Origin of the sequence: Edaphobacter modestus (assembly GCF_004217555.1) — a bacterium.
GTDB classification, from domain to species: domain Bacteria; phylum Acidobacteriota; class Terriglobia; order Terriglobales; family Acidobacteriaceae; genus Edaphobacter; species Edaphobacter modestus.
The window spans coordinates 3,595,224-3,609,778 of sequence record NZ_SHKW01000001.1 but is presented as its reverse complement, the minus strand read 5'-3'; the positions used below and the strand labels follow the sequence as shown (position 1 = coordinate 3,609,778).

15 protein-coding genes are annotated in these 14,555 nt (G+C 57.4%); 5 read left to right on the top strand and 10 right to left on the bottom strand.

What is annotated here, in order from left to right:
* Window positions 1-92: 92 nt before the first annotated feature.
* Window positions 93-623: an SRPBCC family protein gene (locus BDD14_RS15395; protein WP_130419576.1), complete on the top strand. Its 531-nt coding sequence runs from the start codon at window positions 93-95 to the stop codon at window positions 621-623.
* 183 nt (window positions 624-806) lie between these two features.
* Window positions 807-1,514, top strand: coding sequence for a PEP-CTERM sorting domain-containing protein (locus BDD14_RS33035; protein ID WP_130419575.1), 708 nt, complete (start codon window positions 807-809; stop codon window positions 1,512-1,514).
* A gap of 45 nt (window positions 1,515-1,559) precedes the next feature.
* Here BDD14_RS33035 and BDD14_RS15385 read toward each other — a convergent pair whose 3' ends face one another.
* The 8 genes from BDD14_RS15385 to rpmH all read right to left on the bottom strand — a co-directional run bounded on the left by BDD14_RS15385 (window position 1,560) and on the right by rpmH (window position 7,421).
* Window positions 1,560-2,099, bottom strand: a complete 540-nt coding sequence (locus tag BDD14_RS15385) for a Jag family protein (protein WP_242617969.1) — start codon at window positions 2,097-2,099, stop codon at window positions 1,560-1,562.
* Window positions 2,100-2,285: 186 nt separating this feature from the next.
* The gene (arsM, locus tag BDD14_RS15380; RefSeq protein WP_130419573.1) at window positions 2,286-3,182 is read right to left on the bottom strand and encodes an arsenite methyltransferase; all 897 of its coding nucleotides are present in this window, start codon (window positions 3,180-3,182) and stop codon (window positions 2,286-2,288) included.
* A gap of 190 nt (window positions 3,183-3,372) precedes the next feature.
* A complete protein-coding gene (gene yidC, locus BDD14_RS15375) occupies window positions 3,373-5,187 on the bottom strand; it encodes a membrane protein insertase YidC (protein WP_130419572.1) in 1,815 nt (604 codons plus the stop codon).
* Between the two features lie 304 nt (window positions 5,188-5,491).
* On the bottom strand, window positions 5,492-5,758 hold the full coding sequence (gene yidD / locus BDD14_RS15365; protein ID WP_130419571.1) for a membrane protein insertion efficiency factor YidD: 267 nt from the start codon (window positions 5,756-5,758) through the stop codon (window positions 5,492-5,494).
* A 2-nt stretch (window positions 5,759-5,760) separates the two neighbouring features.
* Window positions 5,761-6,201, bottom strand: coding sequence for a ribonuclease P protein component (rnpA, locus tag BDD14_RS15360; RefSeq protein ID WP_130419570.1), 441 nt, complete (start codon window positions 6,199-6,201; stop codon window positions 5,761-5,763).
* A gap of 73 nt (window positions 6,202-6,274) precedes the next feature.
* Window positions 6,275-6,637: a PilZ domain-containing protein gene (locus BDD14_RS15355; protein WP_130419569.1), complete on the bottom strand. Its 363-nt coding sequence runs from the start codon at window positions 6,635-6,637 to the stop codon at window positions 6,275-6,277.
* A gap of 233 nt (window positions 6,638-6,870) precedes the next feature.
* Window positions 6,871-7,038, bottom strand: a complete 168-nt coding sequence (locus tag BDD14_RS31865; protein ID WP_165420095.1) for a hypothetical protein — start codon at window positions 7,036-7,038, stop codon at window positions 6,871-6,873.
* Between the two features lie 227 nt (window positions 7,039-7,265).
* The gene (gene rpmH / locus BDD14_RS15350) at window positions 7,266-7,421 is read right to left on the bottom strand and encodes a 50S ribosomal protein L34 (protein ID WP_130419568.1); all 156 of its coding nucleotides are present in this window, start codon (window positions 7,419-7,421) and stop codon (window positions 7,266-7,268) included.
* Window positions 7,422-8,387: 966 nt separating this feature from the next.
* Here rpmH and dnaA point away from each other — a divergent pair.
* On the top strand, window positions 8,388-9,824 hold the full coding sequence (gene dnaA, locus BDD14_RS15345; protein WP_130419567.1) for a chromosomal replication initiator protein DnaA: 1,437 nt from the start codon (window positions 8,388-8,390) through the stop codon (window positions 9,822-9,824).
* Between the two features lie 203 nt (window positions 9,825-10,027).
* Entirely contained in the window at window positions 10,028-11,038 is a 1,011-nt protein-coding gene (locus BDD14_RS15340) for a methyltransferase family protein (RefSeq protein ID WP_242617968.1), read from the top strand.
* A 53-nt stretch (window positions 11,039-11,091) separates the two neighbouring features.
* Here BDD14_RS15340 and BDD14_RS15335 read toward each other — a convergent pair whose 3' ends face one another.
* Window positions 11,092-11,679 carry a hypothetical protein gene (locus BDD14_RS15335; protein WP_207231752.1) on the bottom strand — a complete coding sequence of 196 codons (588 nt, stop codon included), beginning with the start codon at window positions 11,677-11,679 and terminating at the stop codon, window positions 11,092-11,094.
* Between the two features lie 82 nt (window positions 11,680-11,761).
* Complete coding sequence (locus BDD14_RS15330; protein WP_130419566.1) at window positions 11,762-12,403, bottom strand: NAD(P)-dependent oxidoreductase; 642 nt, start codon at window positions 12,401-12,403, stop codon at window positions 11,762-11,764.
* 676 nt (window positions 12,404-13,079) lie between these two features.
* Between BDD14_RS15330 and dnaN the strand changes: the two genes are divergently transcribed.
* Window positions 13,080-14,243 (top strand): DNA polymerase III subunit beta, encoded by a 1,164-nt coding sequence (gene dnaN, locus BDD14_RS15325; RefSeq protein ID WP_130423180.1) that lies wholly within the window; start codon window positions 13,080-13,082, stop codon window positions 14,241-14,243.
* Window positions 14,244-14,555 lie beyond the last annotated feature (312 nt).

Sequence of the window (14,555 nt, the reverse complement as noted above, 5' to 3'; positions counted from 1 at the left end):
GGCTTCCCAAATCGCCGTGCAAGGCATCCAACACATAAGGCTGGGCCTTGGATTCCGCTGCCAACACGAATGACGGATGGTTACTTTCCCCTATGACTACGATTCGTTTGACGACCTGGGTGAATGCTCCCGTGGAACGGTGTTTTCTATTGGCAACCAACCGAAACCTTTCATCGCCAGGCCATTCCAATGTTCCCGACCACGCATTTGGCGGAGGATCCCTGGAGGTCGGCGAGGCGATTCGCTGGAAGATAGGGTGGAGTATGGTCTCCTACACCAGCAGAATCGAAGCGATTCGCCCGTATACCTACTTTCGCGAAGTGATGATGGACGGAATCTTTCGGCATTATGAACATGATCATCACTTTGCCGCAATGGACGATGGGACGCGGGTTCGCGACGAGATTCGTTTCACCACCCGGCTGGGCCCCTTGGGGCACCTCCTCGAGTCGGTTCTGCGGAACGGCCTGATGAACATTTTGATCGAGAAAAATGGCGAACTGAAGCGACTCGCTGAATCCAACGAGTGGCAAAGGTATGTGCAAACTGGCGACACTACCCGGCAGACAGTTTCCGTAAGTGAGGCACCGTCAACGGTTTCCAACCTGCAACGATTTGCTTAATCGAAAGTGAAAATAATTCTTTCTTTCGGTTCCAGAGTGGTAAATGAGTAGCCATCTTGCCGCAAATTGCACACTTATTGGCGCATAATCTCTCTTTTTCTTTTGGCTTATCAATTGCATAACCCATAGGCAGATTCACAAATTGCGGGTAAGCGAATCTGCTGCCCGATTTGGGTTATACCTATGCGCCGTATTTCTTTTGCCTTGCTTCTTCTCCTGGTCTTTGCCTCCGCTGCGACGGGCGTGCAGGTGCACGCCGCCACGGAGTGCGAGCGCTGGGTCTCCGAGTATCGGACTCAGCTGGCAAACTCCGACCTGGTGAAGCGCGCCAACGCGGCGCGGCACCGGTTGCGCCATTACGTTCATCGCAAGATTGCCGTGCTGCAGAAGCCTAAGCCACACCCACGGACGCGTGTGCTTCCAGCGCGACTGGGGCGGCCGAAGATGACGCGCGAGGAGATGTTGCGGGAACTGGAATTTGCGTGCGGCGATCTCCCCATAGAACCGCTGGAACTGAAAAATACAGTCGCCTATGAGCCTGGACCGGCATTTCTGGCTAGGCCTCTGGTTGACGATTCGACTTCGGGGCCTTTGCTCGCCCAGAACGGCCCCCAGGGTCTGCTGGCAGCAGGCGATGGACCTGAGCAGAGTGGAGGATGGACTCCCGGAGTTGGGGGGGGCGGAGGAGCTCCGGGTGGGGGCGGAGGGGGCGGAAAAAATCCGCCAACGGGTGGACCGGGAGGCGGCAATCCGTCCCTGCCGCCGAATGGTCCTCCTCCCACAAACCCGCCGACTGCAGTTGCTCCTGAGCCCGGTAGTCTGGTGCTGGTTGCGACAGGAGCTCTGGGAGCAGCGGCCGCACTTCGTCGAAGGTTCCGTCACGTCGCTTAGAGACCGAATCAGCGATTCGATGAGAGGGGCCTCGGATATCCCCCGTCAGCGACGGCGAAAACGCTGGCGAATAGCCTGTGCGCGGTCGTCCTTGGGGGTCTGCGGTGCAGGCTTCTCGCCTTCGGGATAGAGAACTACGAAACGACGCGGCCCTTCGCCTGAGGAGGACGTAGGGAGACCGGAAGAAGCCAGCGCCAGATGAAGCAGGCGCCGCTCACGGGAGCTCATCGGCGAGAAACTGTAGGGTTGGCCAGTCTGGCGAACACGTTCGACGGCCACATCCGCGGCCATCTGCAGCTCCTGGCGCCGAAGCACCTTGAAGTTTTCAGCGTCGAAGGAGATGCGGTCATGCTCCTCGTGTTCGAAGCGAAGGATCTTAGCGGCAATGTGCTCGAGGGAGAGGAGAAGCTCTCCGTTGCGAGCGAGAAGAAGGGGAGCATCGGGACCCGAGAACTCGACCGAGATCTCGGGACTTGAGCCATCGGAACTGGGCGCCGCATCCAGAATATTGAACTTCAGATTCAGACGACCCGGTGAGGTGATGGTCTGGAGAAAAGCAGTAACCTTCTTCTTTTTCGCTTCCATATCTTCCATGGGACCCGTTCAGTATACGGAATTAATCGGAAGAAGGTTGCAGACAACATGGCATGCCGACTGTATATCGCCCTATTCTTCCGTCAACCGATTTTTACTTTTGTGCGGTAGATAATCGATTGTCTTTCGTTTCCTTCCGATCCTCTGTCAGGGAGGTCAGGCGTGTTTCCGCCCCGTCTACACACAGCAGTCCGGTCCACAGCATAACTTCGCCGACGGCTTCAGGGCATAGACGCGCACGCTTGCCGCAGCCTCATTGATGTCATACTCCGAGAGCAGCGCGCCAAGATCTTCGTGCACGGTTGTCGGTGGTGCGCAGCATGAGTAGGATCCGCTTGCAATCTCTGTATTCATCGCCCGGGAGCAGCACCCGGATTGGTTTTCGATCTTGCGATAGGCGTTCAGGTCCGATCCGCTATCGACGATCTGTATAGCTTCAAAGCCGACGGCCTGGAGCTGCGTACGATAGTCGTCGATGCGGATGGCTCCCGCGATGCAGCCGACATATGCGGCCAGGCTGGTTGCGATCTCCTGCGGTAATTCAGCCTTGAGAGCTATATCGCTGACAGCCAATCTTCCGCCCGGCTTCAGTACACGAAAGATCTCGCGGAAGACCGCGGGCTTGTCAGGAACGAGGTTCAGAACGCAATTGCTGATGATGCAATCTACGGAAGAGTTCGCTAGCGGAAGCTCGTCGATGTTCGCGAGATGAAATTCAACATTGGCATATCCGCCGGCGCTGGCATTGGCCTGTGCTCGCTCGATCATCGAGGCGGTCATATCGATGCCGATGGCTCTTCCGTGCGGGCCAACCTTCCCCGCGGCGAGAAAGACGTCGAGGCCGCCACCGGAACCGAGATCAACCACGACCTCACCCGGCTTGAGGTTCGCTGTCGCAGTGGGATTGCCACACGAAAGCCCCATATTCGCCTCTGCGGGGATGGAGGTGAGTTCTTCGGCACTGTAGCCGAAAGCCTCGGCGACGGCCTTCACCCCAGCATCCTCACTCGAGAGAGAACTCTTCGCAACCGCGCCATACTTTGCTCTCACTGCATCCAGCAGCTGATCTGCCATGACGAGTCTCCTTTACCTACATATCTGCAAAAGCAAATATAGCCCTCGCTTATCGTATTCGTCAATACGAATATATTCCAAGTTTACTCGGCCGATAGAGATGAACAATTTGTGACATCTTCGTTCGTCGAACTCGAAAGCAAAAGAGAAAGGCTCCGCGAACGGAGCCTTTCTTTCCTGCTGATTCTGTTCAGCGTTTGCCCTGCAGGGTGGCGGGGGCTCCGGCCTTCCGTCGGGCACGTCTGGCTGCGATCTCACGCATCTCGCGACCGAGCGAGGTGCGGTTCATCACCCACTGCTGCGCGATACCGAAGAAGTTGCCGACGGCCCAATAGAGGCCCAGACCGGAGCCGTAGCTGAGGACGAAGTAGCCGGTGACGAGCGGCATCATGAATGCCATCATCTTCTGCTGCTGCGGATCGACTCCGGGAGATGGCGTGTAGTACTGCATGAGGAACTGGCTGACGACCATGACGATCGGAATGATGTAATACGGATCAGGCGCGGTAAGGTCTGGAATCCATCCCCACGAGGCGTGGCGAAGCTCTACCACCTTGGGCAACATGGAGAAGAAGGCGAAGAGCAGCGGAAGCTGAACCAGGGTCGGGATACAGCCGCCGAACATGTTCACGCCGTTGTCCTTCTGAACCTTCATGATCTCCATGTTCATCTCGTTGCGCTTGGGATCGTTGATCTTGTACTTCTTGTACTTCTCCTTGATGGCGTCCATCTGCGGCTGGATGCGCTGCATCTTCAGGCCCGACTGCATGGTCTTGACGCGCAGCGGAAGCAGAAGCACGTTGATGGCGAGCGTGAGGAGGATGATGGACCATCCCCAGTTGCCGACGATGTGCTGGTGGATGAATTGAAGCGCAAGGAAGAGATACTTGCCGATGGCTCCCCAGAAGCCGAACTCCAGTAGCGGCTCGAGTGTAACCCTGGTCCCGTTGGCCGACGTTGTAGAGATGTTCTTGAGAACACTGACGGCCTTCGGCCCAACGTAGAGGCGGGTCAGTGTATGGCCGCTGGTGTCCCCCAGCGCGGAGCCCAGAATCGAGACGTTGATCGCCTTCGCGGAGGGGGAGCCGGAGCCGAAGCCGGTGCGATGAATGGTCTTGGCGACGTCGAGCTCGTTGTGAAAGGTGACGAGGCTTGCAGTTGTCGGTGAGTCGGGAAGGAAGATTGCGGCAAAGTAGGCGTCACTGACGCCTGCCCAATCGAGAGGGCCATTCATGGTCTCGCCACCGGAGACCTTTTTTGCGGCGAGATGCTCGTCGCGGGCGCTACGGGAGAGGTCAACCTGGGAGCCGGCGTAGGCCTGGGCATTGTTCTGATCGCCGAAGCCGCCAGGCCACGCGATCAGTGCGCGGATCGGGCTTCCATCGCGAACAACCTGCACATCGGCATGCAGAACATAGGTCTCGTCGAAGGAGAACGTCTTTGTAACGTCGAGGCCCCCGTTCGAGTATTTGAATGTGAGCGTTGCGGGAGCGGTAAGTGTGCCAGTCGTGGACGGAACGTAGAGGGCCTGGACGAGCGACGCGTTTACGCCGGAGTCGTAGGTATGGAGCGAGAGCGGATAGCCGAACTTTTCGGCAGCCTGGGTATGGACGAGGTTCAGGGGATGACCGTCTGAGTCCTTGTACTGCTTGAGGATCCAGCTCTTGACCTGGGCTCCGCGATTGGTGAACTCGATGCGATAGAGCTCATTCTCGACGACGGTCGTGGATTCGGCGGCAGCCTGAACGGCGGGTGCCCCGGAGTTCGTGGTCGAGGAAGCCTTCGGCGCGACGGAAGCGCTGGGAGCGCTCGGGGGTGGCGCTGAAGTCTGCGATGCCGGCTGCGACGCCGCGGGAGCGTTGGGCGAGACCGTCTTCGGATTGGTCTTCTGACGGTAGTAACTAAGGCCGAAGAAGACTGCAATCATGAAGAACATGACGACGAAGAGGGAACGGCTGTCTTGTCCGCCACCACCCTGCTGATTGGGGTTCTTAAACTCTGCCAAGTGATGCTTCCTGTTCTTTGCTGGAGCTATGGGCTTGCAGTCGCCACCGCGAGGCGAGGGAACCGCATCTTCTATGGTAAATCGTTCGGGCAAAATGGGCGGAAATACCGGAAGATGCTGAAATTACGCGTAGCCGGGGATTCCGAGCGATGCAATTCAACTTCGTGGTCAGCACAAACGAGCGGGCGGTTTTGCGACCGTAGGCTGTCTCCCAAAAGCCTTTCTGCACCCGCAGGCACGATATGTAGACGCTTATGGGATGTACCGCAAACTCTGACCAGGAGAGCACGGCGCAATGTGGCGGCTAAGAGCGAGCTCTGGACGCAGGGAGATCGGGTACTGGATCCAGTCCACCCTTGGCGAAGGGATGACAGCGAGCGAGGCGGCGCAGTGTGAGCCACGATCCTCGGACAACACCGAAGCGCGTGAGCGCAATGTAGGCATACTCCGAGCAGGTGGGAAGGTAGAGGCACTGCGAAAAGCTGAGGGCATGCAGGATCGGCGATAAGAAGGATTTATACACGCGAAATGCAATGCGTATCGCGAGCGAGGGTTGCGTGTCTTCGCGCATGGTCAGCGTGGGTCAGGGGACTCAGGCGAAATCGTCTTTTCGCCTGAATTGGCTGCAGTTGGCTTGCCAGGGACTTTCGTTGCGGGACGCTGCGAAGCGTTTCGGATCGACCGGAAGACCTGCGCGATCTCCCGGTCGAGTACCGTGAATTCGAGATCGAGGACGCTGCGGCGCGGATGCAGGACGACATCAATGGGGCCTTCGAGCGCTGTGATATTACGGCGCACGGCCTCTCGCATGCGACGCTTGATTCGGTTGCGGTCTACCGCCTTGCCCATAACCTTTCCCACGGTCAGGCCTACCCGCGGGTCGGCGGCGCCATCGGAGGAGTCCGGATCACGCGGCGCGAAGAAGTAGCTCATCTGGCGCGAGAACTGCTTGCGGCTGGCTTGGTAGACGCGCTGGTAATCGGCGTGTTTGCGAAGGCGGAACGTGAGAGCCATGACCGGAATCGGGCAGTGAGTAGCCCGCAGAGATCAGTTTATCGCGTTGCCATGTGAGAAGCAGGGGATTCCCTCACAGCTCGGTGCCTGGTGGCCCGATGGCTGCCAGTTCGTCCACGAGCTCTCGCAGCTGTCTACGGCTGCGAGAGCTGAGACGGACGATCTCAACACCCAGGTCACCGGTCGGCTGAACCCGCCGAACGATGCACTGGGCACGGAAGGGGAGACGGTTGACCTCGAACCGCATCTCCAGCTGATCGCCAACCTCGTAGCCGCTGGCGAGCTGGGGCTCGATCAGGCAACCGTCCAGACAGAGATTGAGAATCCTCCCCTTCTGCAGATACCAACCCTGGATACGGAAGTCGATAGGACCATGGCATCGATAGCGCGTCGTTCTGCGCCGTTCCTGTTTGCTATGAATTGGAAATAGGGTCATCAGAAAGTCACGGCGCGCAGTCGTCTGTTTTCATTATCGGCAGCAGGCGCACTGAGTTGAGGAGGTTCTTGAGTACTGCCGATAAGCCGGTGTGTCCACTCTAAAGACCATCCCCCATGCCTTGTCCCCACAGGGTCGCGGACACCAAAAGAAGAGCCCGCTCGCTTGGAGCGGACTCTTCTGTCAGGCGATGGATTCGCCCAGGTAAATGTCGATGATTTCGGCTTGGAGGTTTATTTCTTGTCAGCCGGAGCGGACTGTCCGCCGTGACTTCCCTGACCCGGCGTGCTGTAGCCGCCCTGACGTGGACGATTGCCCTGTTGTGCCTGCTGGCCGCCGGAGGGCTTGCCTTGTTTATTTCCCCGACCTGGATTTTTCTGAGTCGGCTGATTCACCTTCATCGCAGTTCTCCTACGTATCCGCCGGCAGGGAGCTTCGTTCATCCTCGCGAGCTGGCAATGTGTAAGAGGTCCGAAGCTCAGTGGCAGGTTGCCCTAAATCCAGGTCCCGCCTGAGCGAATCCACCCTAAATTACGTAAAACACGAACGCATCTGAGTTTGGAAAATTTCTACGATGTAGGGTAATCGGGGCGCCCATCAGGACCTGAGACGCCCTTCGAGGCAGGAACTAGTCGCGAAAGCCCGCGCTGACGGCGATCTTATGACGTCCCTTGGCGCGACGACGGTTGAGAACGGCGGCGCCTGCCTTGGTCTTCATGCGGGTCAAGAAGCCGTGGGTTTTGGAGCGGCGGCGGCGGTTGGGTTGAAAGGTACGCTTCGGCATGGAACTAAACTCCTCGAGGGCAGGAGACGTCCTGCCGGATCTTTTTAGCTATTGCAGCAATTTCTAATTGTATCCTATCGAGCCAGATTTTCACAGGTCGGCCGTTCCGTCTCTTTCGGGACCATGTTCTCGGGAGCCCCATCCTCTCACTGGCCGCAGGCGACGCCAGCCGCGCATCGATCCTGCCGGACGCCGCCTCAAAACCGACGACTCACGCCGTGACAGGCGAGCTTTCACGAGAAGCACTCGATCGCGGAAGATACTTGCGACAAAAATTTTGCGGCCTGAGGGCGAGTGGGAGAACGACGATGCTACGAGGGTTCTCCCATTGCTTCCGAGCACTGTCCTGAAAGTTCAGCACGGAGCGAAAGAAGCTCCATGGCAAGGAGGGGGCGAGGCGATTGAGAATCTACTCTGGCGCGAGTGCATCGAAGGGATGTGGCTCAAGAAATACTTGTAGGAAAGAATGCAATCTCATTCCTGACAACGATTGCAGTAAGGATTGCGGTAAGCAAATTTGCCGTCATCGATGGTTGGTCTCCCAATTGCACGACGTACCACAAACATGGGCCGTCGGGTGGGGACAATCCCCCGAGAGTGGGAAGTTTTTTTCGCAATACACCGAAGGTTTTTCGTGTCTTCACCGCGAATGGTGCAACTCCATTTTTTTCGCCCCAGGCGCTTGAAAAGCGTCTCGTTTTCCGTGCTACTATCGAACCCGATTCGCAAGAAGTTTTTTGCTGATCCAGCAGCTCCGCACTCTGCCTTTTATTGCACTACTCCTCTTTCACGACGCACGTTGTGGTTGCGCACGGAAGAGAATTCTGGCGAGACAGACCTGTCACGAACTTGCCTGCTCTGGCGAGAGGGACGTCTGTTTGCTGGCTTTTACTTTTTGAGGACAGTCATCGGAATCGTGTGGGCGGCTGGTTTTTGACAACGGGGAACAGAAGAAGGAATTAGAGAATGTCATTCGTCCCTACGGCTACGGCCGTGCTGAATTATTGGGTCCGCATCCTTGCCGCGCTCGAGAAGAAGATCAATCGTCAGTCATACGAAACATGGCTGAAGCCGACCCGATTTTCCCACCTTGAAGGCAAGAAGCTCTTTGTGCGAATACCCTCTGCCGACTTCCAGCATATCGGTGACCGCTATGCGGACCTCATCCAGGAGGCGATCGATAACCTGGGGCTGGACGTTGAAACGGTGGTGTTCACCACACCGGAGCAGGACCCGCGTGCGCCAAAGGTGCGCGAGGATGGCGGGTTCGCGCCCGTGCCAAGCCACAGCCAGAATGCTCCGAAGCAAAGCAGGCAGGGTGCACTTACAAACGGCGTCGCGCAGGCGGGGCCGATGCCCGAGCAGTCACGTTTTGATTGGAATACAGCGTCGCAGCTCAATCCGAAGTACCTCTTCGATGCCTTCGTTGTAGGCAGCGGAAATCAGTTTGCCACGGCTGCCGCGCAAGCCGTAGCCGAACGACCGTCGAAGGCCTACAATCCGCTGTTCCTCTATGGCGGCGTCGGCATGGGCAAGACACACCTGATGCAGGCGATCGGTCACGATGTGAAGCGCCGCCAGGGTCATGCTTCGATCTGCTACGTCAGTGGTGAGAAGTTTACCAACGAGATGATCGATTGCGTGCGCTACCAGAAGATGACCAGCTTCCGGGATAAGTTCCGCACTGTGGATGTGCTGCTGATTGACGATATCCAGTTTCTCGCCGGCAAGGAGCGGACGCAGGAGGAGTTCTTTCACACCTTCAACGCGCTGCACGAGTCGATGAAGCAGATTGTCATCGCCAGCGATCGCCCACCGAAGGAGCTGGCGGACTTTGAAGATCGTCTTCGCTCACGCTTTGAGTGGGGCTTGATTGCGGACATCCAGCCACCAGACCTCGAGACCAAGGTTGCGATTCTGCAGAAGAAGGCAGAGAGCGAGCAGACGGCGCTGCCGACCGACGTGGCGCTGTTTATCGCCTCGAACGTGCGGACCAACGTGCGTGAGCTCGAAGGCGCACTGGTGCGTCTGATCGCGTGGTGCTCGATGCATGGCGTGGAGATCACGCTGGCAGTGGCGCAGCAGTGCCTGAAGCAGTTTATCGACACGCAGGTACGCAAGATCACCATCGAGACGATCCAGCGCACGGTCGCCGAGAACTTCGGCATGCGCGTGGCCGAACTGAAGCAGAAGAACAACTCGCGCCAGATCGTCGTGCCGCGTCAGATTGCGATGTACCTCGCCAAGCAGCTCACGGAGGCCTCGCTGCCGGAGATCGGTCGACAATTCGGCGGAAAACATCACACCACCGTGATGCACTCCATCGCGAAGATCGATGAGCAGCGCCGCGCGGACAAGGACCTCAACCGCACCATCAACAAGATGATGGAGACGCTGAGCTAACGGCGGCTCGAAACCTGAAGAAAGAGGCTGCCAGGTGCAGCCTCTTTCTTTGTTCTTCTCTTGTTCCTATTTCAGCGGCACGCGACGAATGGGGAACCGTCCCTGACGCAGGTAATCTTTTTTCTTCTTTCGATTCAAAGCGGTTTGCGGTGGTCTACAATTTCGACGCCGGGCCAATCCAATTACAAGAGAAGAGGAACGACATGAGCACGACCGCTGGCGTTACGCCTGAACGCATTATGCAGCTTGCCTGGGGATACGTCCCGCCGATGGTCCTGGAAGCGGCGATACGGCACCACGTCTTCGATGTACTGGATGAAGGTCCCAAGACGCTCAAAGAGACTGCAGCAGCAACAGGAGCTTCGGAACGCGGCCTGCGCGCGATTATGAACGTTCTGGTGGGATTGAACTTTCTGGCGAAAGACGGGGAACAATACAAACTGACTCCGGAAAGCGAGACGTTTCTTGTGAGCACGAAGCCGGGATTTCAGGGCGGAGTTCTGAAGCATTCGAGCGGGCAGTTGATTCCAAAGTGGCTTCAGTTGAACGAGATCGTCGGCACAGGCCGGCCCGGAGTGGCCGTAAACCAGGAAGGTGATGGAAGCGCCTTCTTCCAAAACTTCGTTACCGACATCTTTCCCATGAGCTATCCCGCTGCGTCGACGCTGGCGAAGCACCTCGCGTTGAATAAGCGCGCCTCACAGGTAAGGGTTCTGGACCTAGCGGCGGGATCGGGCGTGTGGGGCATTGCCCTGGCCCAGAGCGCGGAGAATGTCATGGTGACGGCAGTGGACTGGAGCGGCGTGCTGCCGGCGACACAGGCGACGGTCGATCGCTTCGGACTAACGAATCGCTTCTCGTTCGTGGCAGGGGACCTACTTACAGCGGAGTTTGGAAGCGGGCACGATGTGGCGACTCTCGGACATATTCTGCACAGTGAGGGAGAGACCCGAAGCAAGGAGCTGCTGCGGAAGACCTTCGACGCACTCGCAAGCGGGGGAACCATCGCGATTGCGGAGTTCCTGGTGAATGAGGACAGGACAGCTCCGGTTGGGTCGTTGATCTTCGCGGCCAACATGCTGGTGAATACGGAGGACGGGGACACGTTCTCGTTTGAAGAGATCAGCACGTGGTTGAAGGAGGCAGGCTTTATCGATCCGCTACTCCTTGAGGCACCCGGGCCATCGCCGCTGGTGCTTGCAACCAGGCCATAGAGAACCGGTAACAACAGCTTTCGTCGTGTCGGCTCGTCCGGAATGAGAGCCTGTTACTTTGGCAGATATCTTGTCGGGATCGGCGAGGCGGGAGTCTCGCTGTCCCACAGGACCTCTACGATGTAATAGCGGTCGGCGCTCTTGAGTAGCTGAATGCTGTTGATACCGCGAGCGAAGGGTTTGGAATCTTCGGCCATGTGGCGTGACTCGTAGGTGCTCCAGACGTGCGCGATGTTGCCGAACTCTTCTACCTCGTTGTGAATCCCACGCTCAAAGAAGCCCTCAGACGCCATACGGGGGCTGGAGCGCTCGATGTAGCCGTCGATCGTGAGGACGATTGCGTCATTACGATGTGTGTCGCGGTCAGTGCGCGAAGGGATCAGGCGACCATCCGGCAGGAAGAGCGACCGCATACGGTCCCAATCCCGCTGTTGCCCTTTCGGGCCCGAGATAACGTCATACAGCGCTCGGACGATGGCATCGACGGATTGGACGTCTGCGGGCTTCGCCGCGGGCCACGCCGGGTGTCCTGCAAGGGAGCCGACAAGCGGAGGTTGGGGCGGCATAGTAGGAGCTGACGGACGCTGAGCAAGAGCTGCAGTTGCCAACAAAGCAAGGATGAAAGTGGTTCGTTGCTTCATACGACTCCTTGGCTGCGTGAGGACACTGGATCGCGATATGAGAGAAAGAGTTGCTGTCCAATGGATTCTATCCTTGCCAGGGTCAATTACAGATGTAGACGCCTCGGCGAACCCACTGCGGACTTGTAACCTGCAGCATCATAAAGTTGGCTACGTCGGCTCGGGCGATCTGACTGCCATTCGCAGGCAAGGCCTCTCCGTCGACGCGATAAACACCTCTGGCAGGGCCATTGGTCAGCAGGGCAGGCATCACCATCGTCCAGTCCAGGCTACTGAGCGAGAGCGAGCGGTACTGGACCATCTGCTCATGCACGGGCCACTTCAGAAACAGGGTATAGACGATCTTCTGAACGAACCAGCGACGCCAGGCAGGCTGCTTTGCAAGCGAGTCAGGCAGCGCTCCTGCGGAACCGAGAGCGACGATCCGCCGGATACCAGCCTGCTGCATCGCCTGAACGATCAGAGGAACGGCTCGAGGAAGCACATTTTCATTGCGTATTGGGGAATGAGCCCCAAGAGCCGAGAGAACGACATCAGCTCCCTCCACGGTGCGGGAGACAGCAGAAAGATCGAATGCGCTGCCTTCTACGACGCGAACCTTGTTGCGCAGCAAGAAAGAGCCGGGGCTGCGAACCAGGGCGGTGACGGTGTACCCGGCAGACAGCGAGCGCTCGGTCAGTAGATGACCGGTGGCTCCGCTGGCACCAAAGATGGCGATTTTCATTGTGTCTCACCCTCCGGGCTCGCGTCGCCTTCTTCTGCTACCCGCAGAAGCAAAATACTGATTAGGACTGATTATCCTCCGGGCTGGCGCCTGGCTGTGAAAAATTGGGTCTCTGCAACCATCTGATTTTATTGATTTTTTTGGAAATTCCCACCATGAACACAGGGTCTTCTTTTCGAATGCGGGAGAGTGGTTGTGAAGAACGGGGATAAGCGAGGACACGAGCTTGAGTTTCCACCCTGTATTCCCGGTCTTGCGACTTTCCTTGTCCAGTTTTCTAAAACTGCGCATGAACGTAAACGATTGATAAAAAATGCTATAAACCAGTTATCCACTTTTCATGCGCGAACGATTACGACTACGAGCATTTCTCTTTAAAAACTCTTCTTTCTTAAAAGCCGTCCCTCGCGCGACATGGTTTGCCGGTTCGCACATAGCTTCGCCGGGCCTGCTCCATTGCCCACACACCGGGGCAGTTTCCCACAACAAATCCTGTCGCGCGAAAGGCTCTTTGCAACCTAGAATCAAGCTGTCGCATCGCCACAACCTGTATGGCATGGCATGGCCGGACCGATTCGGTGTACAGTTTGGCCAGCAGCCAAACTATGAGTCGACTGCGGGCGAACGCCAGCGACGGGGAGAAAACACTGTGACCACTGCCACCCAGGTTTCCGAGATGACCACAAACGCCGCCCCCACAGGCAACCTCGAGATCACCGTCTCTCGTGCAGAGCTGCTTCGCGAACTGACCGCTGCGCAGTCCGTGGTCGAGCGCAAGACGACTATCCCGATTCTCTCGAACTTCCTCTTCGAAGCTACCCAGGATGAGGGTGGTGACCGGCTTACGATTACGGCGACCGACCTGGATCAGAGTCTGAAGACCAGCTGCTCGGCGCGGGTCAAAAAGCCTGGCGCATGCACCATTCCTGCACGCAAGTTGTATGACTACATCAAGCTGCTCCCCGAAGGGGAGATCTCCATCAAGCTGATGGACAACCACTGGGTGCAGATTCGCGCAGGACGCTCGAACACAAAGATGGTCGGTATGGCGCGCGCGAACTTCCCGCAGGTTCCCGAGTTCCCATCCGCTGGCGCAGTGAAGCTTCCGGTAGCGGCGCTCAAGAATATGGTCTCGAAGACCATATTCGCCATCTCGAACGAAGAGTCGCGCTACACCTTGAACGGTGCACTGCTTGTGCTGAAGGCCGAGTCCATGGCGATGGTGGCCACCGATGGCCACCGTCTCGCCCACATCGAAAAAATGGGCGAACAGCTTGAGGGGATCCAGGGCGAAAAGAAGACGCTGATCCCTCGAAAGGCATTGGGCGAACTCTCTGGGCTCCTCTCCAATACCGACTCCGACGCCATCGAGTTCGCCGATGACGATCAGACGCTCTTCTTCCGCGTCGGCGGTCGTGTTCTGACCAGCCGCAAGCTTACCGGGCAGTTTCCTAACTACGAGGCCGTGCTTCCGCGCGACAACAACAAGTTCGTCATCGTGCGCTCCGAAGACCTGATGAGCGCGATCCAGCGCGTCGCCCAGTTCGCCGACGAGCGCTCGGGCGCGATCAAGATTCGCCTGGAGCAGAACGAACTGAAGCTATCGTCTTCGTCGACCGATGCGGGCGAGTCAGAAGACTCCATCGAGACGCCGTATAACTATGATCCGCTCGTAGTTGGATTCAACAGTCAGTACCTGCTCGATTTCCTGAAGGCGATCGGCAACACAGGCGAGGTAAGGCTCGAGTTCAAGGACGCCCAGTCAGCCGGCCAGATGCGCCCCGAGGACGGCAACGAGGACGTGAAGTATCGCTACATCCTGATGCCCATGCGCATCTGAGTGCCTCGCTCACGACGACGACGACGACATAATCCATAATCTGGCCAAATGGCCAGATTATGGCTATTTGCAGCATATGGGCGACGAATCGTCCGTTATTTGTCCTGGTTTGATCCTCGTAACAGTGATCTCTCCCACATCTTCTCCGTCGTTAGTCCTTGGCCCCAACCGTCCCGAATCCACCTCGAGAGGTTGCAAAGGGCATCCCGTAATTGCAAGGGCCTCACAGGCTCATGAAGTAAATTCTCGCTGTTCCCCACGTCACCATAAATTTTTATGGAAAAGCTGCAGAAAAAAATAACGTTGCTTGAT